The sequence below is a fragment of the Gordonia sp. 11cp genome, from assembly GCF_057767225.1.
Genome location: NZ_CM173437.1, coordinates 4,596,397 through 4,607,031, shown reverse-complemented (window position 1 = coordinate 4,607,031; position 10,635 = coordinate 4,596,397). Strand labels below are relative to the sequence as shown.

Genomic DNA, 10,635 nt, shown 5'->3' with positions numbered 1-10,635 from the left:
TAAACCCACCCGGTCCGAGCGCGGTGAGAATCTGGAAAAGGGGTGGGTTTGCGGGCGTGGGGTAACTCGTCGACCGTCCTAGATCAGGTCGCACCCACCGGGGACGAGGTCTCGCCGCTGGTAACACTCGACGCCGAGCAGCTTCTCCTGGACGTCGTCGGGCAACGTCATGAAGCCCGAGATGGCCCGGCTGCGAGGGATCTCCGAACGGTGGGCGGTGACCGCGGCCCGCTTCCGGGCCGCGAGATCCGACACGTCGACGACCACGTCGATCTCGGACTCGGGCGTCCCGGGCAACTGAGCCCGCGGGATGTCCGCGAAGAGGCTCTCCGCGAGGATGTCCATCATCCATTCCGGGATCGTGGCGAAGTACAACGAACGGACCCGCCAGGCCGGCCCGGCGCGGTGATAGAGCTTCGTCGACGCCGCGGCATCCGCGGCCGCGCACGCGAGCCGATGGGCATGGACGTGGTCGGGGTGACCGTAGATGCCCAGCGAGTCGTAGGTGATCACGATGTCGGGTTGCAGGGCACGGATGTGGTGGGTCAGTGCGCGGACCTGTTCGTCGAACGACGCGTCGCACAACCGCTCCGCATCGGGGGCCGACTCCGGTCGCCGGTCGTCGGCATAGCCGAGCATGATCGGCGGTCGTGGCATCCCGAGGATGTTCACCGCGTCGGCGAGTTCGCGGTGCCTGATCGTGCCGTCGGTCCAGGTGCACATGACGAGGTCCGCCTCGCCGCCGGCGTCGGTGTGACGCGCGATCAGGCCGCCGGTCCACAGGGATTCGTCATCAGGGTGCGCGTGCACCAACAGCAGTCGCGGTGTGCCCATCCACCTGGCTTCCTGATCGTTCCCGGCCGGCACGGATGCCGCCCGGGGTAGTCGGTCCCCGACCCAGGGTAGCCACACCACCGCTCGGTAAAGTCGGTGTCCGTCCCCACGTGTCGCACCGGTGCGACAGATCCCCGCCGCCCGGTGCACGAGAACAGAACATGGAGGTCTGCGATGAGCGCTCAGCCCGAAGTCCACGAGTTCCAGGCCGAGACCCGGCAGCTGCTGGATCTCATGGTGCACTCGATCTACTCGAACAAGGACAGCTTCCTGCGCGAGTTGATCTCGAATGCGTCCGACGCGCTGGACAAGCTGCGGCTCGAGTCCCTGCTCGACAAGGACCTCGACGTCGACACCTCCGATCTCCACATCACCCTGGACCCGGACGCGGAGGCGCGGACGCTGGTCGTCGCCGACAACGGGATCGGCATGACCCGTGACGAGGTCGTCGGATTGATCGGCACGCTGGCCCGTTCGGGCACGGCCGAGCTACGCCGGTCGCTCGCGGAGGCACGTGCGAACGGGGTGTCCGACGCGGCTGCCGAGGAACTGATCGGCCAGTTCGGTATCGGCTTCTACTCGACGTTCATGGTCGCCGACAAGGTCACCCTGGTGACCCGCAAGGCGGGGGAGACCACCGGTACCCGCTGGGAGTCGACCGGTGACGGCACGTACACGATCGACGATGTCCCCGACGCGCCGCAGGGCACCTCGGTCACGTTGGCGCTCAAGCCCGTCGACACCGAGGACCACCTCTACGACTATTCGGATCAGACCAAGCTCCGTCAGCTCGTGAAGCGGTACTCGGACTTCATCGCGTGGCCGATCCGGATGGACGTCGAGAAGACGGTCCCGGTGGAGACCCCCGACGCCGACAACGAGGACGCGGGCGAGGCGAAGACGCCGGAGACGACGACGATCGTCGAGCCGGAGACGATCAACTCGATGAAGGCGCTCTGGGCCAAGTCGCGCTCGGAAGTGACCGACGAGGAGTACCAGGAGTTCTACCGGCACGTCTCCCATGCCTGGGATTCGCCGCTGGAGACCATCACGCTGCAGGCCGAGGGCACCTTCGAGTACCAGGCCCTGCTGTTCATCCCGACGCAGCCGCCGTTCGACCTGTTCATGCGGGACAGCAAGGTCGGCATCCATCTCTACGTCAAGCGCGTCTTCATCATGGACGACTGCGCCGAACTGATGCCGGAGTATCTGCGCTTCGTGAAGGGTGTCGTCGACGCGGCCGACCTCTCGCTGAACGTGTCCCGGGAGATCCTGCAGCAGGATCGTCAGATCCGTGCCATCCGTCGCCGTCTGACGAAGAAGGTCATCTCGACGGTCACCGAGATGCGCGCCGGTCGTCCCGAGGACTACCGCACCTTCTGGGATGCCTTCGGCCGGGTGTTCAAGGAAGGGCTCGTCAACGACCCGGACAACCGCGATGCGCTCCTGAAGGCGTCGTCGTTCGCCACCACCCACTCCGAGGACGAGCTGACCACACTCGCCGACTACATCGGCCGGATGAAGAGCGGTCAGGACACGATCTACTACATGACGGGCGAATCGCGTCAGCAGATCGTGAACTCGCCGCACATGGAAGCGTTCCGCGCCAAGGGGATCGAGGTCCTCGTCCTGTCCGATCCCGTCGACGAGATGTGGGTTTCGGCGGGCGCGGAGTTCGACGGCAAGACGTTCCAGTCGATCGCCAAGGGTGCTGTCGACCTCGAGGGTGACGACGAGGACACCGACGACTCCGCCAAGGAAGAGCAGAACAAGACCTACGCGGATCTGTTGGAGTGGCTCACGAGCACCCTCTCCGACGATGTCAGCGAGACGCGGCTCTCCTCGCGCCTGACCGAATCGCCGGCATGCCTCGTCGGTGACACGTTCTCGATGTCACCGCAGCTGGAGAAGCTGTACCGGGCGTCGGGGCAGGAGTTCCCCAAGTCCAAGCGGGCCCTCGAACTCAACCCCGATCACCCACTCGTCGCCGCTCTGAACAAGGCCTACGGAGCGGGTGATCACGAGCAGCTCGTGCCCACCGCGAAGCTGCTGTACGGCATGGCCGTCATTGCCGAGGGCGGCGAGCTCGACGACCCGGCCGAGTTCGCGAAGATCCTCGCCGGCCGCCTCACCGAGGCGTTCACCGGGAACGGTGCGGCGGCCGGTTCGGAGTCCTGATCGCTCCAGCCGGACCACGGACAGGCCGCCGGTGAGCCGCCGGAGACGGATCATCGTCTTCGGCGGCGTGGCGGTTGTCCTGACGATGGTGCTGGTAGCCGCGCTCGTCGTCGGTCTGGCCCGCGAAGACGAGCGGGCGGCCACCCCGGCCGACGCCGTCCGCACCTATCTCGATGCACTTGCCGACGCCGACGCCGACGCCGCTCTGGGCGTGATCGACCCGCGTCCCGATGCACGGTTCCTGACCGACAACGTCCTGCGCGCACAACGCGCTGCCGCACCTCTCGGCGACATCGAGGTGCAGCCTGCGGCCGACGGCGAACCGGAGGCAAAGGTCCGGGCGCGGTACCGAATGGGGACGCGGGTGGTCGACACCGAGATCCGGACCACGCGGGTCGCCGACGGGTGGGCGGTCGTCGACGGCGCGGTCGCGGTTCGGATCGTCTCGTTGGCGGTCGTGCAACCGACGCTCTTCGGTGCGGAGGTCGAGGAGGGCGACACGGTCCATCTGTTCCCCGGACCGCAGCGCTGGGGCTCCCGCGACACCGATTTCGTCGCGCGCGCGTCGGATGACGATCACCCGACCACGCCGCGAGCACCCATGACGGTGCGGGTCGTCGGCGAGCTGAGTGCCGCCGGCACCGGGGCCGTCAGCGACGCGGTGTCGGCCCACCTGACCGCGTGTGCGGCGTCGAGCGGCGCCGATGCGGGCCGGCAGGTCGAGGGCTGCACCCAACGGCTCTATCGCTCCGCGGTCGACGGCAGTGTGCGGTGGACCGCGCCGAGGGACTTGTCCGGTCTGCGATATCTGCTCCGCGATCCGGGTTCGGATGTGCCGGGGGACAGGGGCACTCGGAGCGGATCCGGTCTGGGGGTCGTCGATGTGGTCGGACCCGTGCGCTGGCGGGTGTCCTACACCCCCGACTACGACGCCGACGGGCCGCGGGTCGAGACGGTCGACGAGCAGTATCTCGTGGGCCATGTCGATCTCACCGACAGCCGACCGGAGTTCGTCACCGACGGCTGACCGGCATCAGGTCAGTGGCCGCAGCCGGAACACCGGGATACGGCGGTCTGTGCGTTGCTCGTACAGATCGAAGTTGGGCCAGACCGAGCGCAGTGTCTGCCAGGCCGCGTCCCGGTCGGCGTCGAACAGTTCGGTGGGCACGGCTGCGGACACCTCGCCGTGGACGACGATCTCGATCTCGTCGGCAGCTCGGAGATTGAACACCCACGCCGGCATCTTCGGGCCGCCGAAGTACGACCCCGCGATCAGCCAGTCCGACCCGTCCGGGGCGGCGAGGAGCTGCGTCGTCCGGATCGCGCCGCTCTTGCGTCCCGGAACCCGGATCGTGATGTTCGGCAGGTCACCGATGTCGAGCAAGCTGAGCCGGTTGCCCGACACCGATTGGATCACGCTGTCGCACTTGACGATCTGCGGGAGAAACCGAGGCATCCAGGAGATCGAACCGATCTTCACCGCGAGTCCGCGCCGCACACTCATGCGCCCAGTGTGTCATGTGCGTCCCGGCCTCGGCGTCGACTCCCCGCACATCCCGCCGACGCCGTCGAGGTGCTTCCGGCGGTCGACGATGCCGTCGATATGCGCGACGCCCTCGGGGCCGGCGACCACCCGGGTAGCGTGCGATCCATGCCCACCGGTGACAGCGCGACGCGCATCCTGATCGACGGCGGCCAGACCGGTACCCGCGTCCGCATCGAGACGGCCGGCGGTGCCGCCGACCACGAGGCACCGCCGATCCGTACCGACCGGCCGGTCGTGGAGCAGATCGCCACGACGGTGCGGGACATCCTCGACGCGGGGGCCGGCCGGCCGGCGGCCGATGAGTCGGTCGGCCGGTCGGTGATCGCGGCCGGCGTGTCCGGCCTGACCCCCGACGCCTCTCGCCCGGTCGACCTGCTCGAGGCACTTGCCGGCGTCGGCGTCGTTTCCGTTGCGCTCGCCCATGATTCGGTGACCGCCTATCTGGCCGCCAATCGCGACGAGTTCGGTGCGGTCACCGCGGTGGGGACGGGCGTGGTCACACTCGGCGTCGGCCGCGGCGGGGTGTGCCGCGTCGACGGCTGGGGTCACCTGTTCGGTGACGCAGGCAGTGCGTACTGGATCGGGCGCTCGGGGATCGCGGCAGCCCTCCGCGCCTTCGACGGCCGGGGACCCGACACTACGCTGCGCATGGCCGCGGAGGCGGAGTTCGGTCCGCTGCCGGAGTTGTACATGGTGGTGCAGGCCGATCCCGACCGGGTCGCGCGCGTCGCCGGCTTCGCGAGGACGGTCGACGCCGCGTCGGAGGACCGGGATGCGGTGGCACAGCGGATCATCGACGATGCGGCCGACGAACTGGCCACCGCGGCGGTCACCGCCCTGGACCGCAGCGGCCACGGCACCGACGACCCCGCACGCGTGAGTTGGGTGGGAGGCGTGATGTCGGCGAGTGACCGACTCCGAAACCGATTCGTGGACAGCGTGTCTCGCCGAGCCCCAGGCGTGACGGTCGCACCGCCGCACGGCAGGCCGTTCGACGGCGTGCGACTCCTGGCCGATCTCGACAACGCGCACCCGCTGTCCGGGGAGGTGTACCGCGCGTGGTGAACCGCCGGCTCAGCGCCCCTTGAACTCGGGTTTGCGCTTCTCGAAGACGGCGGTGATGGCCTCGGAGAGGTCCTCACTGGGCAGGAATGCCGAGTTCCATGCCGCGACGTAGCGGAGGCTGTCGTGGACGGCGGCGCTGCGCGAATGGTCGAGCACGGACTTGATGCCGTGGACGACCAGCGGCGGGTTGTCCGCGATCTCGCGAGCGGTTGTCCGGGCGAGTTCGAGGACGGCGTCCTGATCGTCGGCGACGTCGTTGACGAGACCGATCTTCTCCGCACGAGCGGCGTCGATGTCCTTGCCGGTCAGCGCCAGCTCGCGCAGGTGGCCGTCGCCGATGATGAACGGCAGCCGTGCGAGCGTGCCCACGTCGGCGACCATGCCGACCTTGACCTCGCGCACACTGAACTTGGCGCCGGTGCTCGCGTAGCGCACGTCTGCTGCGCAGATCAGGTCGACCCCGCCGCCGATGCACCAGCCGGACACTGCCGCGACCACGGGCTTGCGACAGTCGGCGACCGCGGTGATCCCGGCCTGCAGTGTGCGCAGCGAGTCGAGGAACTCGGTCCGTGGCGCCGCCTTGGCGTCCCCGGCGAGAACACCGGACAGTGTCCCGCCCATCGCGACGAGGTCGAGACCGTAGGAGAAGTTCTTCCCCGACCCCGTCAGCACCACCGCGCGCACTGCGGGATCGGTGTCGAGGTGTCCGAACAACTCGGGGAGTTCCCGCCAGAAGTCCGGTCCCATGGCGTTGCCCTTGCCCGGGCCGGTGAGGGTGACCTCGGCGATGTGGTCGGCGACGGTGACGTCGAACGCGGTCCAGGCGCGGTCGTTCCAGGCGTGGTCTGTCATGCGAGGGAGCCTACTCGGCGGTCAGGACTGTCCGAGATCGGATCCGCCGACGATGCGTCGGTTCCGACGGCCGGCCCGGGTTGCGACGACCATCACACATCGAGCCCTGTTAGATGAGTCCATGAGCGGATACATCCAGGAGGACATCGATCCGGAGGAGCTCGCGCACCGGGCCGAACTCGCGTCTGCGATCGCGGGCAGCGTCCGGGACCTGATCGACGCGACCGTACGCACCGAGGTCGGCGATTCCGACATCGAGGAGGCGAGGCGACTCATCGCGGCGGCCGCCGAGATCCTCCGGAAGGATCAGCTGCCGGGTTCGTTCGGCATCCGGTTCAACGCGGATGGCACGAAGCGCTCCTGGGGCAACGCCGTGCTGGGCCGTCGCAACCCGATCGCACCGCCGGTCGAGGTCCGTCACGAAACCGACCACAGCTGGTTCGAGGTCGAACTCGGACCCCAATACGAGGGCCCGGCGGGACTCGTCCACGGCGGCGTGCTCGCGCTCGTCTTCGACCAACTGCTGGGCTCGACCGCAGTGTTCCAGCGTGTGCCCGGTATGACCGGCACCCTCACCGTGCGGTATCGGCGCGGGACGCCGCTCGGACCGATCCGGGGTGAGGCGCGAGTCGATCGGGTGGAGGGGGTGAAGACCTTCGTCACCGGAACGATCTCGGTCGGCGGAGAGGTGACCGCCGAGTCGGAGGGGATCTTCATCCTGCCGCGGTGGGCTCGCGGCGAGGTGCCCGACGTCATGCGGAAGTCGGTCGGCGAGGGCTGAGTTCACGCCCGAGAGTCGGAAACCGGTCAGACCCTGACCGATCAGACCGGGGCAGAGACCGACCGCGGTCCGACGGGCGAGTAGCGCGCGCACAGGAATGCGCCGTTGCGTGCGAAGTCCTGCAGCTCGAAGTCATAGGGGCGAGGGAAGAGTGGACGTCCCGACCCGAGGGTGACCGGCGCGAACGTGACGATGACGTCGTCGAGCATGCCGGCCTCGGCGAACTGCGCAGCCAGGTCTCCGCCGCCCACAATCCAGATGTCCCGCCCGTCGGCTGCCTCGACGAGACGATCGCGAAAGTCTGCGGGGTTCCCGGCCACCACCGTGATGGTGTCCGACACCGGCGTGAGCGCACGGTGGGTGAAGATGAACGTCGGGATCTCGTACGGCCAGGGTTTTCCGTCGGAGACCTCGTGATCGAGAAGCCACTTGTAGGTCGTGGCACCCATGACGGCGCAACCGACCCGGGAGAAGAAGTCGTCGTAGTTCATCGGCCCGCCCTTCTCCAGCGGCTGGCTGAGCAGCCAGTCGAGATTGTCCCGGTCGTCGGCGAGGAAGCCGTCGAGGGTGGTTGCCGTGTAGTAGCGAAAGGTCATCAGAATCCTCCGGAGTGTTTGCGGTGCCACATGATCGGGTCGGGATCGAGTGCGGGGGCCGTCATGTCGATGCCGGCGTCCTGCAACATCCACCGGGCGACGAGTCGACGGTGTGCGGAGAACGTCAGGACGTGCGCGACGATCTGCGAGAGCAGGAACGACTCGGGTGGATCGCACAGTGCATCGATGACGCGGTCCTGCCATGCGCCCCGGCGATCGATGTCGCGGATCAGGGCCAGCCAGCGCGGTGCGATATCGCGGTGGAGCTCGATGAGGTCGGCCGGTTCGGTCGGCGCCGCGGGTGGCAGGTCGGCCCCTTCGATCGTCGCCAGCCAGGGGAGCTTGTCGGCGACCAGATGCGAGAGCACCTGAGCGAGATTCTCCTCCGGCCCGCTCCAGGACAGCGGTTGGTTCCCGGCCAGGCGCGGAGCCGTCCACGACGCGGCGTCGACACCCTTCGCGGCGTCGAGAATCGCCTCGATGTCGTCGAGGTCATGACGGACCATGAGCATCACCACGTTGCCCGCATCCTCGGTGGTGGGTGAACCGCTGTCGATGTAGAGCGCGGTGGGTGAGTGGAAGTGGATGCCGTTCGGCGCGGGCAGCCAGTGGCTGTGCTCGCCCACCGCGCCCATCCGGCCGGGACTGTGCCCGAAGGCCCGGCTGAACGCGCGCGCGAATCCGTCCACCGACGAGTACCCGGACTCGAAGGCCACGTCGGTCACCGACTGGCCTCGCTGCAACAACCACGCCGCACGTTCGAGGAGGACGCGGCGTCGCAGGGCCACCGGTGCCTCGCCGGCACCGCGCCGCACCTGCCGCGTGAAATGGAACGGTGACGCGTAGGCACCCGACGCCATGTCGTCGAGCGACGTGTTGTCCTCGGACAGCACCGCATCGAGCAGTTGCCGAAGGCGGTCGCGGTCGGCCGGTGAAGTGCTCACCCTCTGAGTATGGAACGGCGGGGACCCGGCGCGCCCGACCGAAATTGCTCCGCTCGACCGGCGGGCGATTGTCAGTCCCTGGTCAGCAGCGGGATCAGTCTCTCGGTCTTGGCCTCGGTCCAGCCCGGTGGCTGCAGGATCTTGGCCCAGGCCGCGGGGATCGCGGAGAGGTAGTTGTGTCCGTGGCCGTCGGGCACCCCGACCGAGACCGCCATGTCCGCGCTGACCTGGAGGAATGTCACGAACGGAATCCAGCGCATCGCCGACAGCACATCGCGGCCGGGATCCTCCTGGAGCCAGTCGGGTTCACGCAGGATCAATCGGGGGTTCCACCACGAGATCGGGTCGGAGGCGTGCTGCAGGTACACCGCGCGACCCGACGGAGACACCCACTCGGTGGTCGGCTCGTCGAGGTCCGGAGCGTCGGCGATGAATCGGACCTGCCGACCGTCGTCGAAGGTGGGCAGGACTTCCGGGGTCCCCTCGTCGCGCGACCCGGTCGTGTCCACCCACAGCTTGTTGTTGAAGGTCGGGCCGCTGAACAACGCGCCGTCGGTGCGCGCGCTGAGTGCCGGGATGGTCCCGAACGCCGACTCGGCCGCGAAGGAGCCGAGGCTCTCGCCGAAGACGACGAGTTTCGGGCGCTGGGCCTCGGGAACTTCGCGCACCCGTTCCGAGACCGCTTCGAAGAGTGCCTGCCCCGCCTGACGGGCGCGTTCCTTGTCGACGAGGAACGACAGCCAGCTCGGCAGGTAGGAGTACTGCATGCTGACCGTCGCGGTGTCGCCGTTGTACATGTACTCCAGGGAGTCCACGGTGGCCTGGTTGATCCAGCCGGTTCCGGTGGTGGACGCGACCGCGATGAGCTTGCGCTGCAACCCACCGGCGCGGACGAGCTCCTCGGCGGCCAGTTCGGCATTGGCCCGCAGGTCCTTGCCCGATCCGAGTCCGACGTAGGCGCGGATCGGTTCGATCGCCGGCGCGCCGTTGAACTCGCTCAACTCGGCCACCGTCGGCGACACCGAGACGAAGATGCGGCCTTGGCGCCCAAGCGAATCCCACGTCACCAGCGAGCCCGGACCACCCGAACGCAGCGGCGTCGTCGGCGGATTCGAATCCGCGGTGGTCTCGTCGTTGACCGCGGCGAAGGACGAGTTCAGCGCGGACATCCCGTAGTTCGCGACCACGCCGTTGAGGACCAGCACCGTGACGATGATCGCGATGGTCGCCGCGGCGAAGGCCGAGATGCGGGGAGGCGCAACACGATTGATCTTCCGGACGAGCCAGGCGACACCGTCGCCCCAAGCCTGGCCGATGGTCATCAACAGTGCGAAGACCACGACGGCGATGAGCACGATCTGCGGGTAGGCCGTCCACGACAGCAGATCGACCCCCATCATCGTCCGGATCTGGTCCTGCCATCGCTGGAAGGCGACGAGCATGACCACGGTTCCGGCGATGGCCGCCAGGCCCAGCGCCGCCCAGAGCCGACGCATCGGCGCCGGCCAGGGGGCGTCCCGGGAGATCATGTAGCGGATCAGCCACGAGACACCGACACCGAGGGCGTACCCGACGGCGGCCGAGGCCCCGCTCACGATGCCCTGGAACAGCGGACCGCGGGGTAGGAGCGACGGTGTCACCGACAGCCACAGGAAGACGAGCGCGACCGTCAGCCCTACGCAGGAGTACCGGTGGAGCCGTCGCCGCCACCACGACGGCTTCGGTTCGTCGGCCGGGCCGGATGCCGCCGCGTGCCCCGGGACCGGCGGTTCGTCCGGTTCCGGAGCGGCGGGTGGCTGCGAGGTGGGTGCGGTGGACGACACGTGGGTTCCTCTTTCT

General features: G+C 68.4%; 10 protein-coding genes. 4 read left to right on the top strand and 6 right to left on the bottom strand.

From position 1 onward, the window contains the following. Positions 1-78: 78 nt before the first annotated feature. On the bottom strand, positions 79-834 hold the full coding sequence (locus AC3B6C_RS20725; RefSeq protein WP_010842454.1) for a PIG-L family deacetylase: 756 nt from the start codon (positions 832-834) through the stop codon (positions 79-81). 174 nt (positions 835-1,008) lie between these two features. Here AC3B6C_RS20725 and htpG point away from each other — a divergent pair, with 174 nt between their 5' ends. Together htpG and AC3B6C_RS20715 are read left to right on the top strand one after the other, a co-directional pair. Then, positions 1,009-3,012 carry a molecular chaperone HtpG gene (gene htpG, locus AC3B6C_RS20720; RefSeq protein ID WP_488373971.1) on the top strand — a complete coding sequence of 668 codons (2,004 nt, stop codon included), beginning with the start codon at positions 1,009-1,011 and terminating at the stop codon, positions 3,010-3,012. A 31-nt stretch (positions 3,013-3,043) separates the two neighbouring features. Next, positions 3,044-4,039 carry a hypothetical protein gene (locus AC3B6C_RS20715; RefSeq protein WP_488373970.1) on the top strand — a complete coding sequence of 332 codons (996 nt, stop codon included), beginning with the start codon at positions 3,044-3,046 and terminating at the stop codon, positions 4,037-4,039. A 6-nt stretch (positions 4,040-4,045) separates the two neighbouring features. On the opposite strand, the gene AC3B6C_RS20710 is transcribed toward AC3B6C_RS20715, so the two are convergent. Continuing rightward, positions 4,046-4,516: a nitroreductase family deazaflavin-dependent oxidoreductase gene (locus AC3B6C_RS20710; RefSeq protein ID WP_488373969.1), complete on the bottom strand. Its 471-nt coding sequence runs from the start codon at positions 4,514-4,516 to the stop codon at positions 4,046-4,048. Between the two features lie 147 nt (positions 4,517-4,663). Here AC3B6C_RS20710 and AC3B6C_RS20705 point away from each other — a divergent pair, with 147 nt between their 5' ends. Beyond that, a complete protein-coding gene (locus AC3B6C_RS20705; RefSeq protein WP_488373968.1) occupies positions 4,664-5,623 on the top strand; it encodes an N-acetylglucosamine kinase in 960 nt (319 codons plus the stop codon). A gap of 9 nt (positions 5,624-5,632) precedes the next feature. Here the strand turns inward: AC3B6C_RS20705 and AC3B6C_RS20700 are convergent, their stop codons facing one another. Continuing rightward, positions 5,633-6,475 (bottom strand): crotonase/enoyl-CoA hydratase family protein, encoded by an 843-nt coding sequence (locus AC3B6C_RS20700; RefSeq protein WP_488373967.1) that lies wholly within the window; start codon positions 6,473-6,475, stop codon positions 5,633-5,635. Between the two features lie 121 nt (positions 6,476-6,596). Here AC3B6C_RS20700 and AC3B6C_RS20695 point away from each other — a divergent pair, with 121 nt between their 5' ends. Then, a complete protein-coding gene (locus AC3B6C_RS20695) occupies positions 6,597-7,256 on the top strand; it encodes a PaaI family thioesterase (RefSeq protein WP_488373966.1) in 660 nt (219 codons plus the stop codon). Positions 7,257-7,297: 41 nt separating this feature from the next. Here AC3B6C_RS20695 and AC3B6C_RS20690 read toward each other — a convergent pair whose 3' ends face one another. The 3 genes from AC3B6C_RS20690 to AC3B6C_RS20680 all read right to left on the bottom strand — a co-directional run bounded on the left by AC3B6C_RS20690 (position 7,298) and on the right by AC3B6C_RS20680 (position 10,619). Next, on the bottom strand, positions 7,298-7,852 hold the full coding sequence (locus tag AC3B6C_RS20690) for a dihydrofolate reductase family protein (RefSeq protein ID WP_488373965.1): 555 nt from the start codon (positions 7,850-7,852) through the stop codon (positions 7,298-7,300). Beyond that, entirely contained in the window at positions 7,852-8,796 is a 945-nt protein-coding gene (locus AC3B6C_RS20685; protein ID WP_488373964.1) for a helix-turn-helix domain-containing protein, read from the bottom strand. The genes AC3B6C_RS20690 and AC3B6C_RS20685 overlap by 1 nt, the downstream gene beginning before the upstream one ends. A gap of 71 nt (positions 8,797-8,867) precedes the next feature. Further along, a complete protein-coding gene (locus AC3B6C_RS20680) occupies positions 8,868-10,619 on the bottom strand; it encodes an alpha/beta hydrolase (RefSeq protein WP_488373963.1) in 1,752 nt (583 codons plus the stop codon). Between the last annotated feature and the right edge of the window lie 16 nt (positions 10,620-10,635).